The sequence below is a fragment of the Vibrio sp. 1078-1 genome (genome assembly GCF_033340475.1).
Window position 1 is genome coordinate 1 of the sequence record NZ_JAWOWM010000995.1, and the last position, 502, is coordinate 502.

A 502-nucleotide genomic window follows, 5' to 3' on the forward strand; every position below is an offset into this window, starting at 1 on the left:
GATTCAGAAAGGCATCCAATAACTTTTGACCGTAGCCTTTTCCTTGTAGAGCAGGGGCAACCGCAATATTGAGTAACGTAACTTCACCCACGATATTTTGTGCATAAAAGTAGCCAACTACCGAGCCGTCTTCGACCATCACGTGATGGCACGCACCGCGACTCGACAAATCGCGCACTAACGACTCTGCCCATGGGTGAGAATGCGCTTGCTGTTCAATTTGCCAAACTTGCTCCACATGCTCACTGCACATTGGGAGAATTTCAATCGTCATGATTTAACCTATTAGGTCGAAATACCGCGCCACAATAGAGCTTGGTATTCGATCTTTTACAAACGTTACGAGTAAGAACAAATTTGCTGCCAAAGTGCGCGTTTTTGTTCATTGTTGCCATCAATGTCTTGCAATAACGGCGAGGTTAGCTGCTTAGCATTTTCCATGCTGTTACTTTCACAGCCTGCAAACCATACCCACTCCAATTGATGTTCACCAAGCATTGCA

The 502-nt window shown here is 45.4% G+C and carries 2 protein-coding genes; both read right to left on the minus strand.

From position 1 onward, the window contains the following. Positions 1 to 274 (minus strand): GNAT family N-acetyltransferase (locus tag R7190_RS31260; RefSeq protein WP_318138397.1); only part of this gene is annotated, 274 nt, incomplete at its 3' end. Positions 275 to 339: 65 nt separating this feature from the next. Further along, the coding region (locus R7190_RS31265) for a DNA polymerase III subunit psi (protein ID WP_318138398.1) at positions 340 to 502 on the minus strand (163 nt) is incomplete at its 5' end.